The sequence below is a fragment of the Elusimicrobiota bacterium genome (assembly GCA_041660925.1).
Taxonomy (GTDB): domain Bacteria; phylum Elusimicrobiota; class Elusimicrobia; order UBA1565; family UBA1565; genus JBAZUV01.
In genome coordinates this window covers 189,927-216,812 of sequence record JBAZVI010000008.1, presented here as the reverse complement: position 1 = coordinate 216,812, position 26,886 = coordinate 189,927, and the positions used below count along the sequence as shown (strand labels likewise).

3 protein-coding genes are annotated in these 26,886 nt (G+C 70.7%); all 3 read left to right on the top strand.

What is annotated here, in order from left to right:
- Positions 1 to 284 precede the first annotated feature (284 nt).
- From WC969_12305 to WC969_12295, 3 genes are read left to right on the top strand one after another with little or no spacing between them, the layout of a single operon-like run.
- Entirely contained in the window at positions 285 to 1,466 is a 1,182-nt protein-coding gene (locus WC969_12305; protein ID MFA6030630.1) for a PorV/PorQ family protein, read from the top strand.
- The gene (locus WC969_12300; GenBank protein MFA6030629.1) at positions 1,463 to 24,865 is read left to right on the top strand and encodes a right-handed parallel beta-helix repeat-containing protein; all 23,403 of its coding nucleotides are present in this window, start codon (positions 1,463 to 1,465) and stop codon (positions 24,863 to 24,865) included. The genes WC969_12305 and WC969_12300 overlap by 4 nt, the downstream gene beginning before the upstream one ends.
- The gene (locus WC969_12295) at positions 24,862 to 26,886 is read left to right on the top strand and encodes a hypothetical protein (GenBank protein MFA6030628.1); all 2,025 of its coding nucleotides are present in this window, start codon (positions 24,862 to 24,864) and stop codon (positions 26,884 to 26,886) included. Before WC969_12300 ends, WC969_12295 begins: the two co-directional genes overlap by 4 nt.

Here is a 26,886-nt window from a genome sequence, read left to right as displayed (position 1 = left end):
GCCCCTCACCCCCAAACCCCCTCTCCCGCCATGCGGGAGAGGGGGTGTTTTTTGTCCTCCCAGGCCGCTCCGTTTTATGCGTTTTATGTTTTTGTAACACGAAATTCGTCCTTTCTTCGTGATGATTTAACCTCGACCTTCCATACTTCCCAATAGTGCGCGGGGGAAGGCCTTCCCCCGCCCCTCCAGAACGCATGCGCGCGCGCGTAGAGACGCCTAAAGTCGCATTGACCGGTCTCCGGTGGGACGCTATCCTACCTGGAGCGCCGAGTGCGGCCTCCCCCATGCCGTATCCGCAGTTCCTCCGGACCCTCCTGCTCCTGCTCGTCCTCGTCCCGGCCGCCCGCGCGGCCGGACCGGGGACCTCGGCCGCGACCTTCCTGACCCTCGGTTTCGGAGCGCGACCGATGGCCATGGGCGAGGCCTTCGTGGCCCTTGCCGACGACGTCTCCGCGGTGCACTACAACCCCGCCGGCCTGGCCTTCCCCTCCGCGGGTTCCGGGGCGGCGGGGTCCAAGCCCTACGAGATGCTCTTCTCCCACGCCCTGCACATCCAGGACATCCGGATGTCGCAGGCCGGCTTCCTGCGCCGGCCCTACGGCGTGAGCGTCACCCACCTCACCCTCGACGGCATCGAGCGGCGCACGACCGAGACCGCCGCGCCGGAGGGCAGCTTCGGGGCCTCCGACCTGGCCGTGGGCTTCAGCTTCGGCCACCGCTTCGGGCCCACCGGCGTCGGCGCCACCGTGAAGGTCATCCGCGAGACCATCGGCGAGCACTCGGCCTCGGCCTACGCGGCGGACCTCGGCGCGCTGCACCGCCTCGAGAACTGGCCGGTGACCTTCGGCGTCGGGATGTCCAACCTGGGCACGAGCGTGCGCTTCATCGAGCGCAGCGACCCCCTGCCGCTGACCTGGCGCCTCGGTGCGGCCTTCGGCATGACGAAGAGCTTCCCGCACGCCCTGTGCTTCCAGCTCGACCTGCCGCGCGACAACGACCCCGCCGTCCGCGTCGGCCTCGAATACCTCGGCTTCGGGCCCTTCGCCCTTCGCGCCGGCTACCGCAGCGCCTCCGGAGCCCAGCGGAGCGCCGTCCTCGGCCGGGCCCTGGGGAGCAGCGCTTCGGGCATGGCCGAGTTCTACGGCATGTTCATGGGCGCGGGCTTCCGCTCGAAGCTCTGGAACATGGACTACGCCATCCTGCCCTACGGCGAGCTGGGCAGCGCCCACCGCTTCTCACTGAGCGTGAAGTTCGGCGGCCAAGGGGCCGCCGTCCCCGGAGGGCGCCGTTCTTCCGATCCCGCAGGGGGCAACGGGCTGGGCGCGAAGACGGACGTCCCTGCGTCGCCCTCTCTCCCCGCCTTCACGCCCGCCCCCGCCCTCCGGCAAGAGGATACGGGGGGTGCGTGGGGGCGGACGCTGCCCCTTCCTCCCGCGTCTCCCACGCCTTCGGGGGTGGCCCCGTGAGGAGGCTCCTCGGCGCGGCCCTCCTGCTCGTCCTCGCGCTCGCGCGCGGCTATGAGGCCGCCCACGCCGCGACCTGCGTCAGCACGGTCTATGTCACCGTCGGGACCATCCAGGCCGCTGTCAACGGCATCGGCCCGTCGTTCGCCGGAGGCGACTACTGCATCTACATCGACGTGACCCCGACGCGGCAGTACACCGAGCAGGTCCTCATCGAGGGCATCAACACCGACGGCAACCGCATCATCATCGCCGCCGACCCCGCGATGGGGGGCGCCGCGCGCACCGCGGTGCGCGCTCCAGGCGGCGGACTCGGGGCCGCGTTCACCATCCGCAACGCGAGCGTGACCCTCCGTCAGATCGACGTCTCCGACAACGGCGCGGGGATCCCGTTCGGCATCCACATCTCCTCGGCGTACGTGACCCTGAGCAGCGTCGCGGTGCACTCTCAGCTGATCTACGACTCCGGCGTCAAGATCGCCAGCACCGGCTGGACGACGATCGCCTACTCGAGCTCCGATATGATGGGCGCGAACGCCTTCTATCTGGCGGAGAGTTCGACGGTCATGATGGCGCACAGCACGGCGACGAACAACAGCAACACCGGCGGTCAGTTCCCGCTCTGGCTCAACGGCAGCTCGTCGGGGACGTTCGCCTGGACGATGATTCGGAACCTGAACGTCGGCGCCTCGGCGAAAGGCGTCCGCATCGAGAACAGCTCCCGCTTCAACCTCATCGACCGGAGTACGATCACGAGCGGGGGGCCTTCCCTCGAGATCATCGCTTCGTCGACCAATACCGTGACGCAGAGCATCGTCGGCAACGGCGCCTCGATCAACGGGAGCGCCTACAACACGATCTCGTACACGACGGTCACCGCGCAGAACGTCACCTATGCGCTCCATCTCAGCGGCGACGACAACTTCGTGACCCGGAGCTCGTTCACGCATCCCTCGGGCTCGGGGATCTACGTCGTCGGCAGCACCAATACCATCAGCTTCAGTACGGTCACGAACTACGACAACACGTTCGCCGCCGTCTATCTCGGCGGGGGCTACAACACCCTCTCGGAGAGCTTCGCGGGCAACTCGAACGGCGACGCCGTCAGCATCACCGGCAGCTTCAACTCGGTGCAGCGCAGCACGGCGACGAGCCTCGCCGCGTTCGCGGGCTACAGCGGGCTCAAGGTGTGGGGGGGAGCCATCGCCAGCAGCGGGAACGTGATCAGCGAGTCGTATCTGGAGAGCGTGAACGGTTATGGGGCCCGGCTCTACGACTCCGCGGTGAGCAACCAGGTCGTGGGGAGCACGATCACCTCCCCCTCGGCCAATCCGGCTTTCCGGATCGACAGCGGCACGAACACGGTCTCCTCCTCGCTGGTCGTCAGCCCGAACAGCGCCGCGCTCTTCCTCGGGGCCGGGGCGCACATGACGACGATCTTCGGCAGCACGTTCGCCGCTTCCGCCGCCGCCCCCGCGCTCGCCCTGGCGGGCGCCTCGTCCTGTACGGTCACGCGGACGCTCATCCGCAACTTCGCCGCCGCCGGCGACGGCATCTCGCTCGGCGCCGGGTCGTACAACAACCTCTTCGACCAGGTCTGGCGGCCGCAGCCCACGGGCTCGGGCGTCGCGATGAGCTTCACCAGCGTGAGCTCGAACACGGTGCAGAACAGCGTCCTGAGAGCGCTCGGCGCCTCCGCGGTCCTCTTCACCACCAGCGACAGGAACACCATCCTCAGGAGCACCGTCGCCAACAGCGCCGTCGGGAGCGCGGCCGTCTATGTCTCCGCCTCGAGCGACAACCTGCTGAGCCGCTGCCGTCTCGAGAACATCTCCGGGACGGCCGTCCAGATGGACGGGACCTCGGATTCCAACTCGATCCTGCTCAGTTCGGCCGCCGCGAGCGACAACATGGGGGCCTTCATCCTCTCCGGCTCCTCCAACACGATCGGCGACAGCTTCGTCTACAACTCCAACGGGCCCGCGCTGCGGATCAACGCGCCCGGAGTCGGCAACGTCGTCTCCCGCAGCACCTTGGCGGCGGCGGCGTGGGGGACGCTGGGAGGCCTCGTCCTGGTCGGCTCCTCGGGGACGGTCGTGGCCGACAGCTACATCCAGGGCTCGACCGGCGCCTACATCTGGAACCATCCGAATTTCACCGCCGCGGGGAGCACCTTCGCCGCGACGAGCGGCTCCGGCGACGGCATCGGCCTGGGCTCCGGGAACGTCGCGTTCACCGTCTCCTCCTGCACCCTGCGCGGCGGCATCGAGAGCGGCTCCGGAGTCAATCTCGGCTTCAACAACGACGGGATCCTGAGCGTCTCGAGCAGCGTCTTCCCGTTCGGCGCGCGCTACGGCATCTCCGGGCAGGGGCAGAGCGCCGGCGCCCAGGTCTGGATCTCCTCGAACGCCGTCGAGCTCAGCAGCAGCACGCTCGGGGACACCGCCGGCCTCCGCTTCGCCGGCCTGGTCACGGGAGCGACCGTCCACAACAACGACGTCTTCCTCTCGCGTCTGACCGACACGGCGTTCTACATCCGCGGGCTCGAGGCCGTGGGTTCGCAGTACCTGCTCGTCCGGAACAACCGGATCTCGAACCCCGGGCGGACGAACGCGAATCCCTTCTACGTCGCGATGGACTTCCAGGACTCGCCGAACAACGACGTGCTCTACAACGACATCCACAGCACGGGCGCGGCGTCCTGGTGCTATGGTTTCCGGGCGGGCGGTCTTTCGAGCGGTATCCGCGTTCGCGGCAACATCTTCTCGTTCAACATGACGGCAGCCGCGAACTATCTCTACGATGTCGGCGTCGGGGCTTCCCCGGGCTTCGCCTCCGACTACAACCACTTCTTCAACCCGAACGGCCAGAGCAAGTTCATCTTCAACGGACCCGTTTACAATTCGCTGGACCTCTGGCGCGACGGCACCGCGTTCGACCGCCACTCCTACCAGGGGGACCCGCTCTGGAAGGACGTCGGGACGGGGGACTTCCACCTGCGCTCCTCCTTCGGACGCTACGACCCGGCCCTCGGCTGGGTCAACGACGCGATCGATTCGCCCGCCGTCGACCGGGGAGCCCCGACCGACTCCTACACGGCGGAACCCTACCCCAACGGGCTGCTCCCCAACGCCGGCTCGTACGGGGGAACCTATGAAGCTTCCTACTCGGTGCCCGAGACGGTGGTCGGACCGGAGGATGGGACCTATGTGAGCACCCGGACCCCGGCGCTGCTCGTCTCCGGCCAGCCGCCCTACCGCTATCAGTATTCCATCGACGCCGCCTTCAGCGGCATCTTCTTCGACACGGTGACGGATTCCGAGCGCTTCTCCGCACCGATGTCGCTCGCGAGCCTCACGACCTATTGGTGGCGCATCTCGGGGATGAGCGGGCGCTCCTTCGTCGTCGACGTCGACAGCCCCGCCATGTTCGCGGCCCAGCTCGGCACCGATCCCGTCAATGGGACTTGGAAGAGCTACAGCACCGATACCTACATGCCGACGACGACGGTCTCCCTGCGCGTCGAGATCCGCGACCTCGAGGCCGGCCTGCGCGTCACGACCGGCTACCCGACGGGGCTCGTGGGGCTCTGGCACCTTGACGAGTCCTCGGGGCCTTACGCCTACGACTCCTCCACCAACGGCTTTCACGCCCAGCTCATGCCGGGACTTGCGCGCGTACCCGGCCGATTCGGGAACGCCTCCAGCTTCTGGCCGATGCCGTTTCCCGGCGTCCCCATGTATGTGCCGCCTCGACCGCAGCTCGACCTGCACGCCGATTTCACCCTCGAGGCCTGGGCCCAGTCGTTCTACGGGCTCAACGATATGGCCGTGCTCAGCAACTACGTCGTAGGCGGTTCCCAGGGGTTCAGGTTCGGCATCAATCCGACGGGCTATCCCTCCGGCTCGCTCTATTATTCCGATGCGGGGGGGTTGAACGTCCTCACCGCCGCCGAGCTTGGGACGCCGCTCAACGACGGATCCTGGCACCATCTTGCGGCCGTCCGCAAGAACACGAACGTCCACGTCTACGTCGACGGCACCTATCGTGGCACCTTCACTGGCAGCAACGTCCTCTCGGCGGGCTCCGGCCTGGGTATCGGCAGCTCGCCGGAGACGTTCCAGAAGTTCTACGGCAGTCTCGACGAGGTGCGCGTCTTCAGCCTCGCCCGCTCCTCCACGGAGATCCAGCAGGATTTCCTGTCGAGTCCTTATAACGCCCTGGAGGGGACGGCCCCCTATCGCGTGATGTACTCGACCAACGGCGGCGAGACCTGGGTGCGCGCCTCGACCGCGCAGGTGACGCTGAGCGGCATCGACGCCGACCGGACGATGCAGTACCTGACGGTCTCGAGCATGACGCTGACGAGTTCCTCGGGCCCCTCCTCGGCGGCGAACCTCGTCTCCTTCTTCGCCGCCGACTACGCGGGCAACGTCGCGACGCGGACCTACACCGTCATGGTGGACACGACGAGCGTCCCGCCGCCCGGCTGCGGCGAGACCCGCAACGTCCGTCTCGACGGCTTCAACGCCTACACGAGCATCAGCGGGGCGCTGGCGACGCTGCCCGCTGTACTGAGCACTTCGGCCTGCATCGTCATCCGCGACGAAGGACCCTATATCGAGCACGTCGACGTGCGCGGCTTCACGAACTCCCAGCTCATCCGCTTCATCGGCCTGACGGCCGCCGGGAAAGGACGCCCGGTCCTTCAGCCCAACGACACTCCGACCGACTACGCCGGCTTCGAGATCGCCAACTCCAGCGTCTCGCTCGAGAACCTGCACATCATCCTCCGCGCCTTCCCGCAGCAGTACGCCGTGCTCGCCTCCTCGGCCTACGTGCACGTGAGCAGCGTGACCATCGAGGACCCCGAGAGCCGGGTGGGCACCGCGAGCCTGCAGCTCTCGAGCTGGAGCACGCTGTCGTATTCCAGCGTCTCGGCGCAGAACGCCGCCGCGCTCGCGCTGCGCGGGAGCTCCGGCACCGCCGTCTACGCGAGCACCGCGCAGGCTTACGGCGCCGGCTACGCCCTCTACGTGTATGGCGCGCAGAACAACGATTTCGACCTCCTCTTCGCCAGCAACTCCGCGGGGAACGGCGCGCTGTTCATCGTCGGGTCCGACCTCAACCGGGTGCGCCGGAGCACCTTCGCCGCGAGCGACGGCGGCAGCGGCCTCTTCGTCTCCAACGGCTCATCGAACACCTTCCAGGAGAGCGTCTTCATCGGCGGGCACGGGACCGGCGTGTCGGGGCCGGGCGGCAGCGGTCTCGTCTTCTCGGGCGGCGGATACTCTTCCCTGGACCGCATCCAAGCGGCGGGCGGCGACGGCGCGGACGGCGCGAACACCGGGTCGGGCGGGAAGGGGCTCTATCTCATGGGCTCTTCCTCGAACACGATCGAGCGGAGCGTCCTGCGGGGCGGCCCCGGCGGCAGCCAGCCCGGGGGCTTCGGCGGCGGCTTCGGCGGCAGCGCCCTGCGCGCGGAGACGAGCAGCCGGGGGACCCGGGTGCTGCGGAGCGCGCTGGTCGGCGGGGCGGGCGGCGACAGCGGCGGCACGGGCGGCGGCTACGGCGCCGACGCCGGCGACATCGGCGACACGAGCGACGGCTTCGAGTTCATCGGGAGCAGCGCGACCGGCGGCGCGGGGGGAAACAACACCAACGCGCCCGGCAACGGCGCCGGCAATGCCGGACACGGCGTGCGCCTCACCATGATCTCGACGGCCACGGTGCTCGGCGGCGTGCTGACCGGCGGGGTCGGCGGCCCCGGCACCGCGGGTTGCGGCGGCAACGGCGGCAACGGCGGAGCCGGCGGCACCGGCCTCTATGCGATGAACGGCTCCTCGCTCACCGTGCTCGTCAGTACGATGACGGGCGGGACCGGCGGCTCCGGCGGCTGCACTCCCGGGGTCGGCGGCAAAGGCGCCCAGCTGGGCTCCAATACCGCGAGCCTCGTCGCGCGGAGCATCCTGGTCGGCGCCGCGGGCGGCACCAGCGGTTTCAACACGGGCGGCTCCGGCGGCGACGGCCTGTACACCCTGGCCAACACGACGCTCGCGTTCACGGCGAACACCGTCTACTCCGGGACCGGCGGCAGCGGTTTCCCGGGGCCCGGCGCCCAGGCCCGCGCCGTCGTCCTCCAGGGGAACAACGGGACCACCGACGTCGGCGGCAACCGCATCATCGGCCTCCCGCAGGCCGAGGGACTCTATGTCGGCGCAGGGAATACCGGCGTCCTCCAGCTCACGAGCAACACGGTTTCGGGGGCGCGCTTCGGCATCGAAGTCACGACGCAGATCGCAGGTCCCTTCGTCTTCATCGCCTCCAACACGGTGCTCGTGAACGCCGACAACGCCCGCGACACCATCGGCATACTCCTCGACGGGCTGGCGACCGGCGCGACGGTCCAGAACAACGCGGTCGTCCTGCGCCAGGGCGGCGACCTCGGGGCCTTCTCCGCGATGGGCATCATGGCCAAGACCGCCGCGAAGCTCGTCATCGACCACAACCGCGTCTCGAACCCGGGCCTGCTGACGGGCGGCTCCTACGCCGCGCTCTGGCTCTCGGACGCCGACGACGTCCTGGCGGCCTACAACGATTTCCATTCGACCGGCACCGGTCTCCTCCAGGCCTGCCTGGTCGGCGCGGAGGCCGGTTCGACGGGGCTCCTCCTTCGGAACAACGTCTTCTCGAGCTCCTGGACGGTGACGATGAGCTCGGCGACGCTCTTCGTCGACGCCGCGAGCCAGAGCGGCTTCCAGTCCGACTACAACGACTTCTTCTCCTCGAACAGCTTGACGACCTTCGAGTGGGGCGGCGGCGCGACGACGGACCTGGCGGGCTGGAAGGGCCTCACCGGCATGGACGCGCACTCCATCTCGGCGCACCCGCTCTGGGCCGATCCCGGAGCGGGCGTCGAGGACTTCCATCCGCGAAGCCAGGCGTCGAACGGACGCTTCAACCCCGCGACCGGGGTCTTCGACCGGACCGACGCCCTCGCCTCGCCGCTCATCGACGCGGGCGACCCAGTCGACGGCGTCCTCGTCGACCTGGGTCTCGGACTCGAGCCGGCCTCAAACGGCCTGCGCGCGAATCTGGGCTCCTACGGCCGCACCGCCCAGGCCTCGAAGACCTACTGCCCGACCTGGGCGGTCCCCGCCGGCTGCTCGGCCGCCCAGACCAAGAACGTCGTTCAGAACGGCTGCGGCGATGCCGTGGGCATCAACGCCGGCCTCGGCCTGCTTCCGACCTCCTTCAGCGGGGGCGACGCCTGCGTGGTCCTGCGCGACGCGGGGAAGTACTCCGAGACGATGTGGCTGCGCGACATCACGAACAACGACTACTTCCTCCGCATATTCGGCGACCCGTCTTTCACGAGTTCGGCGCCCGTCGTGAGTCCGCTCCCGCTTTCGACGGCGGCCTTCATCGTTCAGAACGCGAGCGTGTCCATCTCCGGGCTCCAGATCCTTCCGACGAGCGCCATGCCCTACGGCATCCTCGCCTCCTCGTCCCAGCTCGTGCTCAGCAGCGTCAGCGTGCTCGACGCGGGCGGCCTGGTCTACACGGCGGGCATCCGCGTCAGCAGTTGGACCTCGCTCTCGCATTCGAGCATCGCGGTGCAGGACACGCACGGCGTCTACGTCACGGGCGTCGGGAGCACGGTCTCCTACAGCACCGTGACGAACCTCTCCGCGGGCTCCTATGCGCTCTACCTGCATTCGGCGGTCTCGAACGTCGTCGTCCGAAGCTCGCTGACCAACATGGGCGGGGGAGCCGTCTCCCTCGACAACCCCGCGACCTATAATCGGATCGACGAGACCTCGATGAGAGGGAACCTCTTCGGGACGGACGCTCTGCGCCTCGTCGGGGCGAGCTACAACAGCTTCACCGGCGACTTCCTCTACAACCCGCTCGGAGACGGCGTGACCCTCTCAGGGTTCGGGAACACGCTCGCGCAGAGCACCGTCACCGCGGGCGGAGGGGGGAACAGCCGCTGCGTCGAGATCGTCAACGGGAGCGACTACACCTTCGTGACGCAGAGCTATATCTCCGCGACCGGCGGCGGATATGCCCTCTGGCTCTACAATGCGAGCCACAGCACCATCAGCTTCAGCACGCTCACGGCGGCCGGAGGCCAGCCGGCCCTTTCCATCGACGGCCCCTCGCCGAAGGCCCGCTTCAATCTGATCACCGACGACTTCATCTACAACACCGGCGCTCCGGCGGTGCATTTCAGCACCGGGGCCGAGGATAACCTGTTGACGCAGAGCACTCTGACGATCGTCGGCGCAGGTACGGCGGCGCTGTGGATCAACGGCGCCTCATCCAACACCGTCTCGCGCTCCTATATCTCGAACACCATCGGGCGCGGGGTCGTCGTCCAGGCGTCCTCGGCGTCCATCGATGCCTCCGCCATCCGCGGTTCGACGGCCGTCTTCGTCCTGGCATCGAGCGGGACCGTCGTCACGGGCAGCACGCTGACGGCTCTGACGAACGCCGGCTCGGCGCTTCACATGCTGGGCGGCGGCAGCGGCCTCTACCTGGGGACGAACACCTTTACGGGAGGAGCGCAGGGGGCCGGGGTCTTCATCGGGGAAGGAGGGGGAGGACTGCTCTCTCTGTTCGGCAACGTCGTCACCTCCGCGGCGGAGATGGGGGTCTACGTCGCGACGCCGGCGGCCGGCGCGTCCGTCTTCATCAGCTCGAACGTCGTCTACCCCCGCATCGTCAACGGCGAAAAGACCTGCGGCCTCTGCCTGCACGGCGCCTCCGGCGCGGTCGTCTGGGGCAACGACGTGCTCCTGCGCGCCTCGGGGACGAGCGGCGCTTCGGGCGAGACGGAGGGCATCTTCGCCCAGGCGGCGGCGAACCTGCTCATCGCGCACAACCGCGTCTCGAACCCCGGGATGATGCTCGCCGACGGTACGTTCGCGGCGCTCTTCCTTTCCCAGTCTCCAGGCGGCGTCATCGAGTACAACGACTTCTATTCGACCGGGACGCTGCTCTCGAGCGCCGCGCTCCTGGTGGTGTCGGAGACCTCCCCGAACGTCGAAGTCCGCCACAACATCTTTTACGGCGAGTTGAGCGAGTTCGCCCCTCCCAGCGGCTCGACCTGGACGCTCGTCGTCTCTGTGGACAGCATGCCCGGCTTCCGCTCGAACCACAACCTCTTCTACAGCGCGAACGGGGTGAACAACGCGGAATGGAACGGTGCTCACGTCGCACTCCCCGGCGCCTGGCAGGCGGTCTCGGGGCAGGACCTCGACTCCATCCTCGCCGATCCGCTCTGGGCCGACCCCGGCTACGACTTCCACCCGAAGTCGCTGAACGGACGCTACAACCCGGCTACGACGGGCTTCGACTTCCTGGACGCCCAGCAGTCTCCGAGCATCGATGCGGGCGCTCCCGGCGCGGATCATTCGGCGGAAACGGGAGCCAACGGCGGCTTCGTGAACCTGGGCTCCTACGGGAACACCGCGGAGGCCTCGCGGTCGTATCCGGGTACGGCCGTCGCGCCCGCGGACGGAGCCTGGGTGAGCACGAACACCCCCGTCTTCCTCTCGTACGGCGCGGGCCTGCGGCGCTATCGGCTCTCCGAGGACGCCGGCTTCGTCGGCGTCCACGAAGACTCCAAGACCTTCGGCGGCTTCCACGTCACGACCGTCACTCTGCCCTTCGCTACGACCGTCTGGTGGCAGGCCTCGGCTTCGCCGGCCTTTACGGTCGTCGTCGACACGGCCGCGCCGCTCTTGTCGCTGCCGCAGGTCAGCACCGACGCGGGGAGCGGGGTCTGGAGCGGCGTCGCCAGCGGCGTCTACATGTCCTCGACGGTCGTCTCCCTGCGGGTGACGGCTCAGGATCCCGACGCGGGCCTCTTCACCTCGACCGGCTTGCCCCAGGGGCTTCGAGGACAATGGCACTTCGACGAGGATTCCGGCCAGGACGCCTTGGATGCTTCCACGGGGACCAGGACCGCGCGGCTGAACAGCGCATCTCGGGTGGATGGCCGGCGCGGCCGCGCGCTCAGTTTCAGCGGGGTCGACGGCAGCTACGCGAGCGTCCCCGACTCGGCTTTCATGCCTCAGGGCGCCAGCCCCCGGACGGTCTCCGCCTGGGTTCGCTCGAACGGCGCCCTCCCCGGCACGAGGATGGCGTACTTCGGCTACGGCGGCGTCGGAACGGGCCTGGCGTTCAACGTGGAATCCGGCGTGCTCGGAGGCGGCAGGCTCTACTTCGTCGGCTACAATACCGCGGATCTCGCGGGCAACGCGGTCATCGCCGACGGGTCCTGGCATCATGTCGCGGCGGTCTACGACGGGGCGGAACTCCGCCTGTACGTCGACGGCGTTCTGGACGTGAGCGCCGCGAAGGCGTTGAACACGTCGGACGTCGGCACGTATCCGCTGACGGTCGGACGGCAGAGCTATCCGGACGGGACCTATTGGCCGCTCGACGGCAGCGTCGATGAGCTCCGCGTCTACGGGACCGCCCTCTCCACGGCGGAGGTCCTCGCGCAATACCAGAGCGACACCCTCGCCGCGCACGCGCGCGGGAAGGCCTACTCCGTGGCGTACTCGACGGATGCGGGCGCGACCTGGAGGCCGGTCGAGGCCTCGAGCGTCGCGCTGAGCGGCTCGAACACGGACCGGACCCCTCAGACCCTGCTGGTCAGCAGCGTGCCCTTCGTCACGACGACCGCCCCCGGCGTCCGCACGAACCTGCTGGCCGTGAGCGTGGCCGACTACGCCGGCAACGTCTCGACCGCGGCCTACGAGGTGCTCGTGGACACGAGCGTGCCTTCCGCTCCTCCCGTGTTCGCCGCGGCCGGGGTCGGAACGGGTACCGCGGCGGGCGTCTGGAGTTTCCTCACGAACTCCACGCACCCCGTCCTCGGCTATCGCCTGGAGCTGTCGACCGTCTCCGACTTCTCCGGGACGATCCAATCCTCCTATACGGCGGCGAACTATGCGGCTTTCGCCAACCTCTCGGCCAATACGACCTTCCACATGAGGGCCATCGCGTGGAACCTGGTCGGGGAGGGCCCCTACACCGTCACGATCGCGACCGCCACCGGCGCGAGGGCGCCGGCGAGCGCCGCCTCGACCTTCTCGGCCCTCGGGACCACGTTCCTGACGGCGCAGTGGTCGGCGGACGGCAACCCGGGCGGCACCCGCTACGATGCGGTGCTGGCGACGAGTGCGGTCTTCTGGACGCTCGACGCCGCCAACGTTTGGGTGACGACGCGGCCGGAAGGCGCTCCCCAGGCCGACTATACCGGGCTCGACGCGAACACGACCTACTTCCTCTACGTGCAGGCCATCGGACACAACGGCAGCTCGACGCCCTTCACCGCGCTGGGCGCCACCGTCACGCTCGTCAACGATCCGGTCGTCGCGGTCGGGGACGCCTTCAGCGGCCGCTCCACGGCCTCGGTCGTGGGCTACTGGGGCGCCAACGGCAACAGCGCCGGGACCCGCTACCGCGCCGTGCTCAGCACCGCCGCGAGCTACAGCGAGGGCGCGGCCTGGAACGTGGTGACGACCACGGACTGCTACGGCACGCCCGCGGCGCCCTTCAACGGCCTCTTCGCCGACACGACCTGGTACCTCTACGTCTCCGCCCTCAACCGGGCCGGCACGCCGACTCCTTATCTCGCCGCCGGTACGACCGTGACCTTCTCGACCGCTCCGACCGGCGTCGTCCCGCCGTTCTCGCTCGTCGGGGCCTCTTCGATGACGGCGTCCTGGTCGGCCAACGGCAGCGGGCCGGGCACCCGCTACGACGCCGTCCTTTCATCGAGCGCGCTCTTCACCGTCACGGACGCCGGGAACGTCTCCGTGAGCACGCGGCCCGAAGGGGCGCCCTCGGCGGAATTCACGCCGCTCTCCCCGAATACGACCTGGTACCTCCATGTGCGGACCTTCGCGCGCGACGGCTCGACGACGGCGTACCAGTCGCTGGGTTCGACCTCGACTTTGGCCGCGGACCCTTCCGCCCCCGCGTACGGGGAGGCGCAGGCGACCGCGCTGACTTTCGTTTGGAACGTGAACGGCAATCTTCTGGGCAAGACCAGCTATTATCTGCAGTGTTCCACGGCGCCGGATTTCACCGGGCAGGATTTTACCCCCAACCAGACCGATATCTCCACGCTGCCGACGGGCGGGGCGGCGGCGACGCTGTCCGGGCTGTCCTCGAACACGACCTATTACGCGCGGCTGCGGGCGTTCAACCACGGCGGGATCCCGTCCGCCGACCTCCTCTTCCCTGCCACGGCGACCCTGGCCCAGCTCCCGGCCTCGTTCGCGCCCGACTTCCCGGTCCTGGGCAGCTCCTCCTCGACGATCCACTGGGGCACCAACGGGAATCCCATCGCGCGGACGACCTATACGGTGACGCTCTCCACCGCGCCCGACTTCAGCGCTCCGTCCGCGCCGTACCAGGTCCGCTTCGACACGGTCCCCGCGTATTGGGACCAGACCGCCTCCTTCTCCGGGCTGGTGCCGAACACGACGTATTACTTCTCCGTCACGGCGCTGAATCACAACGGCCTGCGCAGTCCGACGCTCTCCGGCCCCAGCACGAGCACGCTCGCCGCCGACCCGGTGCTCGGCGCGCAGACCTTCACGGGGATCTCGACCGATACGCTCGGCCTCCTCTGGTCCGCGAACGGGAACCCGCTCGCCGTGACGACCTACACGGTGACGCTCTCGACCGCCGCCGACTTCAGCGCGGGCGGCCTGCCTTATCAGCTCGGCTTCGACACCGTCCCGACGGCCGGTCCGGCGGCTTCCGCCGGCGGCCTCGCCGCGAACACGACCTACCACCTGCGCGTGCGGGCCCGCGACCACGGCGGGGTCCCCACCGACGAGGTCTTCCTCGGCTCCGTCGCGACGCTCGCCTATCCGCCCCAGCCCTTCGCGCCGACCTTCCTCGGCGTGGGACTCGACTCCGTCACCGTGACCTGGAGCGCCAACGGCAACCCGCAGGCGTTCACGACCTACACCGTGGTGATGACCTCTTCCCCGGTCTTCCCCAACGCCTTCGACAACCGCGTGCTCTCGACGGCGCCGCTCTACGCCTTCCCCGCCGCGACGCTCGGCGCTCTGCAGGCGAACACGACCTACTATCTCTGGGGCACGGCGCTCAATCGCGCGGGCCTCGCGAGCGGCTACGTCGCGCTGGGCTCGACGACGACGCTCGCCGCCGACCCCGCGACGGCCGTCTCGACCTTCAGCGCGGTGCAGAAGACCTCGCTGAGCGGACACTGGTCGGCCAACGGCAACGGCGCGGGGACGCTTTACGAGGCCGTCGTCTCGCAGAGCGCGGCCTACTCGGCCGTCGACCCGACCAACGTCCCCGTCTCGACCCGGCCCGAGGGCGCGCCCTCCGCCGACTTCTCGCCGCTTTCCCCGAACACGACCTACTATCTCCATGTGCGCGCCGTGAGCCACAATGCCGTTCCCACCGCTTTCGTCACGCTCGGCGCCACCGTCACCCTCGTCAACGACCCGGTCGTCGCGGTCGGCGACGCCTTCAGCGACCGTTCGACCTCCTCGGTGGTCGGCTATTGGGGCGACGGCGGCAACGGCGCCGGCACCCGCTACCGCGCCGTGCTCAGCACGGCTGCGAGCTACAGCGAGGGCGCGGCCTGGAACGTCGTCGTGACCACCGACAGCTACGGGGCGCCCGCCGCACCCTTCGACGGCCTCCTCGCCGACACGACCTGGTACCTCTATGTCTCCGCCCTCAATCGGGCCGGGACCCCGACCGCCTATATCGCCGCCGGCACGACCGTGACCTTCTCGACCGCTCCGACCGGCATGGTCCCGGCGTTCTCGCTTATCGGGGCCTCCTCGATGACGGCGTCCTGGTCGGCCAACGGGAACGGGCCGGGGACCCGCTACGAAGCCGTCCTTTCGACGAGCGCGCCGTTCTCGGCGACGGACCCGAAGAACGTCTTTAGGAGCACGGCACCGCAGTCGCCGCCTTCCGACATCTTTGCCGGGCTCGATCCGAACACGACCTACTACCTGTACGTGCGGACGCTCGCGCGGGACGGGACGCCGACGGCCTATCAGGCGCTGGGCTCCACTTGGACGCTGGCCGCCGATCCGACCGCCGCCTCCTGGAGCGCCGTCGAGTCCGACGCCCTGACGGCCTCATGGTCCGCGAACGGGAACCTGCTGGGCCAGACGACCTATCAGCTGCAGGCGTCCACCGCCGCGGACTTCAGCTCGGGCTCGGGCGCGCCCTACCAGCTCGACCTGGACACCGTCCCGCTCGCCGGTCCGGCCGCGAGCTTCTCCGGCCTGTTCGTGAACACGACCTACTACCTCCGACTGCGCGCCATCAATCACGGCGGCGTCGCATCGGCGATCCTCGTCTTCACCTCGACCGCCACCCTGGCGCGGACGCCGGGACTCCTGCCGCCGACCTTCAAGGACCTCGGCAGCTCCTCGACGACCGTGCGCTGGAGCGCGAACGGCAACCCGCTCGCAGCCACCACCTTCACGGTGGTCCTCTCGACCGCTCCGGATTACAGCGCGGGCGGGGCCCCGTATCAGCTCTCCCTCGACACCGTCCCCGTCTGGCCGGGCGCCAGCTTCGCCGGCCTGGTCCCCAACACGACCTACTTCGTCTCGCTCACCGCCGTGAACTTCAACGGCGTGCGCACGGCTTCGCTCGCGGGGGGGAGCACCTCGACGCTCGCCGCCGACCCGGCGCTCGGCGCGCAGACCTTCACGGGGGTCTCCACCGACACCCTGAACCTCCTCTGGTCCGCGAACGGGAACCCGCTTGCCGTCACGACCTACACGGTGACGCTCTCGACCGCCGCCGACTTCAGCGCGGGCGGCCTGCCTTATCAGCTCGGCTTCGACACCGTCCCGACGGCCGGTCCGGCGGCTTCCGCCGGCGACCTCGCCGCGAACACGACCTACCACCTGCGCGTGCGGGCCCGCGACCACGGCGGGGTCCCCACCGACGAGGTCTTCCTCGGCTCGGCCGCCACGCTCGCCTATCCGCCTCAGCCCTTCGCGCCGACCTTCCTCGCGGTGGCGCTCGACTCCGTCACCGTGACCTGGAGCGCCAACGGCAACCCGCAGGCGTTCACGACCTACACCGTGGTGATGACCTCTTCCCCGGTCTTCCCCAACGCCTTCGACAACCGCGTCCTTTCGACGGCTCCGCTCTATGCCTTCCCCTCGGCGAGCTTCAGCGGGCTGCAGGCGAACACGACCTACTATCTCTGGGGCACCGCTCTCAATCGCGCGGGGGTCTCGAGCGGCTACGTGCCGCTGGGCTCGACGACGACGCTCGCCGCCGACCCCGCGACGGCCGTCTCGACCTTCAGCGCGGTGCAGAAGACCTCGCTGAGCGGACACTGGTCGGCCAACGGCAACGGCGCGGGGACGCTCTACGAGGCCGTCGTCTCGCAGAGCGCGGCCTACTCGGCCGTCGACCCGACCAACGTCCCGGTCTCGACCCGGCCCGAGGGAGCGCCCTCCGCCGGCTTCTCCCCGCTCTCGCCCAACACGACCTACTACCTGCACGTGCGCGCCTTCAGCCATTCCGGCGTGCCCACCGGCTTCGTGACGCTCGGCGACACCGTCACCCTCGTCAACGACCCGGCCGCCGCGGTCGGCGACGCCTTCAGCGACCGCTCGACCTCCTCGGTGGTCGGCATCTGGGGCGATGGAGGGAACGTCGCCGGCACCCGCTACCGCGCCGTGCTCAGCACGGCCGCGAGCTACAGCGAGGGCGCGGCCTGGAACGTCGTCGTGACCACCGACAGCTACGGGGCGCCCGCCGCACCCTTCGACGGCCTCCTCGCCGACACGACCTGGTACCTCTATGTCTCCGCCCTCAATCGGGCCGGGACCCCGACCGCCTATATCGCCGCCGGCACGACCGTGACCTTCTCGACCGCTCCGACCGGCATGGTCCCGGCGTTCTCGCTCATCGGGGCCTCCTCGATGACGGCGTCCTGGTCGGCCAACGGGAACGGTCCGGGCACCCGCTACGACGCGGTCCTCTCGACGAGCGCGCTGTTCACGGCGTCGGACGGCGGGAACGTCCTCGTGAGCACGCGGCCGCAGGGCGCGCCGTCCGCGGTCTTCACCCCGCTGTCACCGAACACGACCTACTACCTCCACGCGAGGACCTTCGGGCGGGACGGCGCGGCGACCGCGTATCAGGCGCTGGGCTCGACCTCCTCTCAGGCCGCGGAGCCGACGGGCGCCTCGTACGCGGGTCTGGCGACGACCGGCCTGAGCGTGCTGTGGAGCCCGAACGGGAACCTGCTCGCGAGCACGACCTACGAGCTGCAGGCCTCCACGGCGCCCGACTTCAGCGCGACGGCGGCACCGGAGCTCGTGACCCTCTCGACGGCGCCCGCGGCGGGGCCGGCGGCGAGCTTCTCGGGCCTGCTCGTCAACACGACCTACTACGTGCGCCTGCGCGCGCTCAACCACGGCGGTGTGCCCTCGAACAACCTCGTCGTGACCGGGACCTCCACGCTCGCCGATCAGCCCGCAGGCGCGGGCTTCCCGGAGGTCTGGAAGAGCTCCATGACGGTGGAGTGGACCGCCGGCGGCGACCCGGTCGGGACCCGCTTCCTTCTCGCGCTGAGCACGGAGAACGCCTGGCCGAACGCCTTCGCCCTCACGCGGACCCTGTCGACCGCGCCGGTCTCCGTCCCGGCCCACGCCACGCCCGGCGGACTCGTGCCCAACACGACCTACTACCTCTTCATGACCGCGTACAACCATAACGGGGTCCCCAGCGCCTTCGCCGCCCTCGGCTCCACCCTCACCTACGCGGAGCTCCCGCTCTTCCCGGCGGGCTGCTCTTCCTGCGCGGCCCCCGGAGTGAGCTCGATGACGGTCGGCTGGGCGTCGGGAGGCAACCCGGCGGGGACCGAGTACCTCGTCCAGGTCTCCTCGGACTCCGGCTTCTCGGCAGGTTTCGAGCTCCCCGACAGCGGCTGGAGCGTCGCGCTGACGACCGGCTTCGTCCAACTCTCGACGAACTCGCTCTACTACGTCCGCGCGAAGGCCCGCAACGCGTCCCTTCATGAGACGCCGTTCACGACGCTGGGCTCGACCTGGACGCTCGCCGCCGCGCCCGGGACCGCCGTCTCGACCTACAGCGCCGTGGGGATCAGCTCGGTCACCCTGCAGTGGACCTCGGGCGGCAATCCGCCCGGCACGGAGTTCATCGCCCAGGCCTCCACCGACGCGACCTTCGGCGGGATCTGGTCCGCCTCCGGCTGGGGACCGGCCGTGAGCACGGACGTCGCCGGTCTCGGAGGGAACACCACCTTCTACTTCCGCGTCCTCGCGCGCAACGGCGCGGGGGTCCTCTCCGCTCCCCTGCTCGTCGGCTCGACGGTGACGCGCGTCTCGCCGCCCTCGGGCGGGGCCTTCGAGGAGGTCGGCGCCTTCTCCCTGCGCGCGGGCTGGGACGACAGCGGCAACGGCGGCGGCGAGGTCTTCGGCGCCTGGTCCGCCGGGACGCCGCTGCCGGCCTCGCGCAGCGGCCTCGCGCTCGTCCACTCCGGCGGGCGCCTCTATGCCGCCGGCGGGAGCGACGGTACTCCGCGCTCCACGGTCTGGTACGCCGTCCTCGCGCCGGACGGTACGGTCGGGGCTTGGACGGCCGCTTCCTCCCTGCCCGCCGCCCGCGAAGGCCTCGCGCTGGCCGTCTCGGGAGGGAAGCTCTTCGCCTTCGGCGGGACGGACGGCACGGTGCGCGCGAACGTTTATCAGGCGCCCATCCTTGCGGACGGCTCGCTCGGCGCCTGGAGCGAGACGACGCCGCTGCCGGCCGCCCGCTACCGCCACGCGGCGGCGGCGTACGGCGGCCGGGTCTTCGTGAGCGGCGGCGACAACGGCATCGCGGCCCAGAGCACCGTCTGGTACGCCGACGCGCGCGGCGACGGCTCGCTCGGGCTCTGGCAGAGCGCGGCCGCCTTGCCGGCGGCGCGCAGCGGGCACGGCATGGCCGTCTCCAGCGCCGCGCTCTTCGTCGCCGGCGGAACCGGCGCGGGCGTCGAGGACACGCTCTGGCGCGGCGACCTTTCCGCGGGCGCTCCGGCCGCTTGGAGCGTCCGGACCCCGCTGCCCGCCCCGCGCACGCGCGCCGCCTTCGCCGCCACGAGCGGACGGCTCTACCTTCTCGGCGGCCACGACGGGGCCTCCCCGCGCGCCGAGGTCTACAGCGCGGCGGTCTCCACGGACGGCACGGTAGGCGCCTGGCGCGACGCCGGTCCCCTGAGCGGGGCGCGCTACATGGCCGCCGCGGCGCTCGCCGGCGAGCGCGTCTACGCGGCGGGCGGCGACGCGGGCGGCGGCGCGCTCTCGACGGTGCTCGTCTCCTCGTTCACCGGGACGCTCTATCAGCTCGAGCGCGCCCAGGACGCCGGCTTCACGGTGGACTACGGCTCCACCGGCTACCGCCCCGGCGTCGCGCGCGAGTTCACGGGCCTGACGCCGGACCGCATCTACTACCTCCAGGTGCGCGCGCTCAGCGCGGACGGAACGCCGACCTCGGTGCTCCCGCTGGGCTCGACGCGGACCTATTCGGCGCCCCCGGCTCTGACGACGCCCGCCTTCACGGACGTCCAACTCGGCTCGGTGACCGTCGCGTGGGCCGCGGGCGGCAACCCCGGCGGAGTCGCCTACCGCGTCCAGCGCGCGAGCTCCGCCGACTTCGGCGGGACGCTGACCTCCTCGGCGTGGGCCGCCGCCTTCTCCTACGCCTTCGACCCGCTGGCGCCGAACGCGCCCAACAGCTTCCGCGTCCAGTCCCGCGACGGGCTGGGGCGGGAGGGCGCCTTCCGCTTCATCGGCTCGACCTGGACGCTCGCCGCGGCGCCCTCGGGCTCGACCTTCACGGCGGTCGCCGCCGACGGCTTCTCCTTCGAGTGGTCGGGCGGCGCCAACCCGGTCCCGACGCGCTACGAGGTGCAGGTCGCGACGCTGACGGCCTTCGCGAACGTCGTAGGCACGAGCGTCACCTATTCGACGAGCGCGGCCTTCGCCGGCCTGGCGAGCGCGACGACCTTCTACGTCCGCGTGCGCGCCTTCAACGGCGACCTGCTCCCGACGGCCTTCGATGCGGCCGTCTCCACTCTCACGCGCTCCGACGCTCTGACCCCCGCGGCGGCGACCGGCCTGGCGGTCGCTCCGGCCGGGAACGCCGACGCGGTGCTCGTGACCTGGACCGCCCCCGGCGACGACGGGACGACGGGGACACTCCTCGCGGGCAGCCGCTTCTACGTCCAGTGGACGACGGGCAGCCCGTCCGCGGTGACCTGGAGCACGGGGAACGCCCAGGCGAGCGTTTCGACGGGGCCCGTCGTGCCCGGCGCCTCCTCCTCGGCCTACCTCGGAGGCCTGCCGAGCGCGAGCAAGGCCTGGGTCCGCGTCTGGACGCAGGACGCGGCGGGCAACCTCTCGCCGGCCTCCGCGCTCGCGACGGGCTTCGTCTCACCCTTCGCCTTCTCCGGTCTCGACGCCCCGGTCGGCGGCGCGGGCGGGGCCGTCTCGCTCGCCGCCGACCGCTTCGGCATCCTGCACGAGGCCCATATCGGCGGCGCGGCGCGCGAGCTGCGCTACTTCGCGCGCAACGGCGGGCTCTGGGCGGCCGTCGAGTCTCCGGACCCGGGCGTCGCGGCCGCCGCGCCGTCGCTGGCGGTGCACAACGACGGGCGGCCCGCGCTCCTCTACCGCGACGCGGGCTCCGGGAAGCTCAAGCGTGCGACGAAGTCCGGCGTCTGGTCGGCCGCGACCGTCGAGGACGGGAACCTCGTCGCCGGCGGGATCGCCGTCGACGCCGCCGACCGCGAGCACATCAGCTACTACGACGCCGCCGCCGGCGACCTCAAGTACGGCCTATGGGATGGGACGGCCTGGAGCACGAGCGCCGTCGCCTCCGCGGGCGACGTCGGCCGCGCGAGCGCGCTCGCGCTCGACCGGCTCATGCTGCCTCACATCCTCTACTACGACGCGAGCAACGGCGACTTGCGCCATGCCTGGTGGACCGGCGCGGCCTGGAGCGACGAGCTCGTCGACGGGACGGGCGTGGACGTCGGCAGCACGACGGCCCTCGCCGTCGACGGCGAGGGCGTCCTGCACGCCGTCTACGGCGACTCGACGAGCGGCGCCCTGCGCTACTCGAGCCGCACGGCGTCGGGCTGGAACCCCGCCGCGCTCGTCGACCAGGGCGGACCGCAGGCGCGCGTCGGCGGCCTCGTGCTCGACGGGACCGGCAAGCCGGTCGCCGTCTACGGGGACCGCGACCCGGCCGTCCTCGACCTCAAGCTCGCCCGCTGGACCGGGACCTCCTGGAGCACGATGACCGTCGACGGCTTCGGCGAGCAGGGCGCGGAGTCCGCGCTCGCGCTCGACGCGGCGGGCGCCGTGACGCTCGTCTACGCCGACGGCGCCTCCGCGCAGGTCCGCTCCGCGCTCTGGAGCGCGGGCCTGAGCGCTCCGATCGGCGGCGCGCGCTCCATGGTCCAGGCGCCCTACGCCATGAGCGGGACGGCGGTCTCCTCGACGACCCTGCAGTGGAGCTGGACGGACGGCTCGAACGACGAGCTGGGCTTCGCGCTCTACGGCGCGGCGGCCGCGACCGGGCCCTACACCGTCGTGGCCGGCACCGCGTCGATCGCGGCCTCACCGGGCGTCGGCGCGGTCAAGACCTATCTGGAGACGGGCCTGAGTGCGAACGCCACCTACTACCGCTACGCCCTCGCGGTCGCGCCCGGCGGGTTCGCGCCCGCCGGCGTCGCGGGCGCCTACCCCTACGCGGCGGTCGACCACTCCTCGCCGACGATCTCCGTGCACCTGAGCGGCGACGGGGTCTGGCGGCGCGCCAACAACGGGACCTACGACGTCGACTTCGCGGACCTCGGCGGCTCGGGCCTCGCGCGCTTCCAGGCCAAGGCCTCGACGACGGCGGCGGGGGCCGGGACCGACCTCCTCGGCTGGACCGACGTCGTCGTCGCCATCGGCTCCGACACCTACGCCGCCGACTGGGGGCTGCCCGCCGCGGTCTTCACCGCGATGCTCGAGGGGACGACGAACTACGTCGCCCTGCGCGTCGAAGACGGGCTCGGGAACGCGACGACCCTGCTCGACGCCTTCTACGTCCTCAAGGACACGACGACGCCCGTCGTGAGCGATAACCAATCCGGGGACACCGCGCTGCGCTCGGCCGGCGGGACCGTCTACGACGTCGACGCCGCGGACTCCGGCGGCGGGCTCGCGCACTTCCAGTACAGCGTCAGCCTCGCGCCGGCGGCGGGGGACGCCGCGCTGGTCGCCTGGACCGACGTCACGGGCTCCGCCGGTCTGAAGTCCTTCACGGCCGACTGGCCGGTGGACTTCGCGGCCCTCGCCTCGGGGACGACGAACTACGTCTCGGTGCGGGCCATCGACGCGGCCGGCTCGACGACGACCGTCGTCGACGCCTTCTACGTGCTCAAGGACACCGCCGGGCCTTCCGTCCGCATCACGGCGCCGGCTTCCGCCTACCTCTCGGCGCTGACGACGGTCTCCGGGACGGCGTCGGCGCCTCTGAGCGGCGTCAAGGGCGTGGAGGTCAGCATCCAGAACAACCCGCCCGGCGGCTCGTACTGGAACGGCGCCGGCTTCCTCGCGGGCGGGCCGGTCTGGTTCGTCGCCTCGGGGACGACTTCCTGGTCCTACGCCCCCGGCCTGACGCTCGTCAACGGCCAGAGCTACCAGGTCGTCGCACGCGCCTCGAGCACCCTCGACAACTACTCGACGCCGTATTCGACGGCGGCCTTCGTCTTCGACGCGTCCACGCCGACCCTCGTCGTGCAGGCCCCCGTCTCCGGGTCCACCGTGAACTCCCTGCCGGTGATCTCCGGCACCGCGGCCGACCCCGCGCCGACGGACTCGGGGATCTCCTCGGTCGAGGTCCGCCTGCGCCGCAACACGGACAACCTGTGGTGGAACTTCGCCACGGAGACCTGGTCGGCCCTGCCGGTCTCGAGCGTGCCGGCGGGGAGCACGGCCTGGTCGCTGACGCCCTCGGACCTTCTGCAGGCGAGTCTCGCGCACGGGACCAGCTACTACGTCTCCGCGCGCGCCTCCGACAACGCGTCGCCGCCGAACGCCGGCGACTTCTACCTCCAGGGAGCGACCTTCACCTTCAGCGACCCCGCGCCGCCCGCGGCCATCACCGACCTCAGCGCCCTGGAGGGGACCGGACCGGGCGAGCTCCGGCTGACCTGGACGGCCCCGGGCGACGACGGCTCGGTCCGCACGATCCTGCTCGGCCAGTACCGCATCCACTACTCGACCGACGCGGCGGCCGCCTTCAGCACCTCCGCCGCGCAGGTCGCCTTCTCGACCTCCGCGGTGCAGCCCGGCTCCTGGCAGGGACGGACGATCGGCTCGCTGAGCCCCGGGGTGACCTATTACCTGCGCGCCTTCATCGCCGACAGCGCGGGGCAGTGGTCCGCGCTCTCCAACGGGGCGACGGCCTACGCGGGCATGCAGTCGACGACGACCCTCACGGGGCACGTCGTGAAGGTCAGCAGCGAAGGCATCACCGCGGTGCTCGTCGAGGCCTTCGACGCCGCCGGGACGCTCCAGGCGACGACCTTCACGCTCGCCGACGGGAGCGGCACCTACGCTCTCAGCGGACTCGGCCTGGGGACCTACCGCGTCCAGGCGACCTGGACGGCGGGGGACGTGACGAGCGCCGTCTGGCAGGACGGCATCGGGGTGGGTTCCGTCAACGTCGATTTCGTCCTGCAAATCAATTACACTCTGGCGACGCTGACGGGGAGCCTGCAGAGCGTCGGGGCCGCGGCTCCGGCGGGCTTCGGGACGCGCGCGGCCGCCGGCGCCTTCGCGGACAGCCGCGTCGAGCTCTATGCGCGCGGGCGCCAGGCGTTGAGCGTGCCGGTGAGCCCCTCGGGGCGCTGGACCATCTCGAACCTGCTGCCCGGACGCTACGGGGTGCGCGCGTACAACGGTCTCGAGTACACGGACGTCATGGACGTCGAGGTCGGAGAAGGGGAGACGAAGGAGGTGGGCTTCCTCTTCGACCCGCTGCCCGAGGGGGCGGTGTTCGCGTTCCCGAACCCCGCGCGCAGCGCGACGACGGTCCGCTTCACGAGCGGGCTCTCGCCGCTGGAGGCGCAGGTCGCGATCTTCGACATCGCGGGGAACCTGGTGAGGGAGATCGCGGGCACGGAGATGGCCTCCCCGTCCCCGGGGCTCTACCATGCGGACTGGGACCTGCGCAACGGGCGGGGCGAGGACGTGGCGTCGGGCGTCTATCTGTTCATGGTGAAGGTCCGGGGCGGAGCCGGCGGCCAACAGGCGAAAGTGATCAAGAAGCTGGCGGTGGTCCGATGATGCGCGCGGCCCTGCTCCTCGTCGTGCTCGGGGCGGTCCCGGCGCGCGCCGGCCTGCTCACGGCGCAGGGCGTGGCGGTGCTCGACGCCTCCCGCTCCCCGCGCGCCTCCTTCTCGAACAACGAGCGCATCACCTTCCAGGTGAAGATCCACAACGGCGCGGCCAGCGCCAACCGCATCGTCTTCCGCTTCTCCGTCCTCGCCCCGACCGGAGCCCAGGTCTTCGAGCACGCCGGCAACGCGGTCCCCGGCAGCGTGGGCAACGCGGCGAGCCAGGTCTCCGGCATCTCCATCGCCGGCTTCTACGGCGGCCCCGGCGTCTACCGCCTGCTGGCGCAGGCCTCGCTCGACGGCGCGACCGTCGAGCAGACCGCCGACTTCACGGTCTCCTCCCCCAACATCCTGCTCATCTATCCGCCCAACGGCGCGTTGGACCTCGCCGACAGCCCGCTGACCTTCCGCTGGGTCGCGAGCGGGTCGACGCGCTACCGGGTCACGGTCGGCGACAACCCCTCGCTCTACAACGCGCTCTTCAGCCAGGAGACCTCGGGGGCCGAGAACTACCTCACCTACCCGCAGAACCCGAGCGACGCCCGCCAGCGTCTGGCGGCCGGACAGGTCTACTGGTGGAAGGTGGAGGGGCTCGACCCGAGCGGGAACGTCGCGGGCGCCAGCGCCTCCCCGTACAGCTTCTCCGTCAAGAGCTCCGCGATGGCGCGGGACCTCGCGGTGCTCTCCCTCGAGATCTCCGGGCCCCCCGTCGGGGGCGCCCTGCCCTTCCGCGTCGTCGTCAAGGACCAGGGGAACACGAGCGAGGCCAACGTGCCCCTGCGCTTCAGCCTCGGGGGCCTCCCCGCCGCGGGCTCGCCGGTGTCGCTCAGCCTCAGCCCGGGCGACGAGCGGACCTTCGACTTCACGGCCTCGCTGCCCGTCGACCAGGGCGAGAGCCTCGCCATCGCTTGCGTGGAGCTCTTCGACGACACGGTCGCCAACAACTGCAAGACCCTGCAGGTCTCCCGGCCGCCCTCGGCCTCGACGGGGACCGCGGGCGGGACGATCTTCGGGCCGACGGGGCCGATGACCCCCGACCAGGTCTGGGCGGCCGTGCGCGAGCTTCTGCGCGACCGCGGGATCGTCGATATCCTCGACGATTACACGCTCGTCGGCATGGACGGCGACCTCACGGCCGACCAGCTCGCGGCTCTGCTCGACGCGCTGCGCCAGGACCAGGCCAACGTCTCTCTGACCGGGCCGGCTCCCGGGGCTCCGCCGCCCTCCGCCTCCCTCATCCCGCCCGTCTCCTCTCTGCCGGGGGTGGGGGCTCCGCCTTCCGAGGAGGGGGAGCGCGCCGCGGTCTCGGAGGAGGCCGAGCGCGAGGGGCCGACCGCGGAGGACGTCTGGCAGGCCCTGCGCGGGCTCCTGCGCGGACGCGAGGACGTCGCGGACCTCGAGGACTATTCGCTCGTCGGGATGGACGGGGAGCTCTCGGACGAGGAGCTCTCCGGGCTCGGCGACGCGCTGCGGGAAGGAAGGGCGTCCGTCTCCGTCACCGGACCGGGCGAGGAGATCCCCGCCGTCGCGGGACCCGTGGAGGACTCCCTCGCGCCGCTCGAGGAGCCGCGGGCGGACGTTCGGCCGGCCGTGCCCGTCGGCTCGGAATGGTGGGGTTTCACGGTCGCGCCGGCCAAGGACATGCGGACGCTCGTCGTCGAGGACGAGAAGACCTGGCGCCGGGTCTGGCGCCAGACGGGGGAGGACGAGGTCCCCGACGTCGATTTTCGCGAGCACGTCGTGCTCGCGCTGACGGCTCCGCGCGTCCGCCGCGCCGCGAGCGTGGAGATCGTGGAGATCCGGCGCGGCCTGGCCGGGACGGTCGTCCGCTACCGGCTCGTGCGCGAGGCGCCGGCGCCGCAAGTCGGCGGGAAGCGGGAGAACCGTCCGCAGGGGCCCTTCCGCATGAGGGTCGTCCGGCGGCTGGGCGGACGGGTCGTTTTCGAAGAAGTCGAAAAGGGAGGAGAGTGA

Bases quoted from the DNA above. Each gene is read 5' to 3' on its own strand.
- WC969_12305 (MFA6030630.1), top strand. From the start codon at position 285: ATGCCGTATCCGCAGTTCCTCCGGACCCTCCTGCTCCTGCTCGTCCTC.
- WC969_12295 (MFA6030628.1), top strand. From the start codon at position 24,862: ATGATGCGCGCGGCCCTGCTCCTCGTCGTGCTCGGGGCGGTCCCGGCG.